General features: G+C 44.5%; 1 protein-coding gene. It reads left to right on the plus strand.

The features are described from left to right. Positions 1–8 precede the first annotated feature (8 nt). A partial coding sequence (locus ACSNOK_RS34735) for a glycoside hydrolase domain-containing protein (protein ID WP_436784696.1) occupies positions 9–263 on the plus strand: 255 nt, incomplete at its 3' end.

The raw sequence follows: 263 nt of genomic DNA on the forward strand, positions 1-263 counted from the left end.
TCTGGAACCTGAACCAGTTATGGACACTCGTGAATCCGGATATTGCCAATATGTGGGTAAAATCCCAGCTGGAAATGTATAAGCATGGCGGCTGGCTGGCAAAAGGACCGGCAGGAATTGAGTATTCCGGTATTATGGAAGCATCACATGAAATTTCACTCATTGTCAGTGCCTACCAAAAAGGCATTAGAAATTATGATGTAGCTACGGCTTTTAAGGCGATGGTGCATCAGCAAACTGTGCCAGGCGTAAAACATCAATGT

Origin of the sequence: Streptomyces sp. URMC 126, assembly GCF_051386555.1 — a bacterium.
GTDB lineage: Bacteria > Actinomycetota > Actinomycetes > Streptomycetales > Streptomycetaceae > Streptomyces.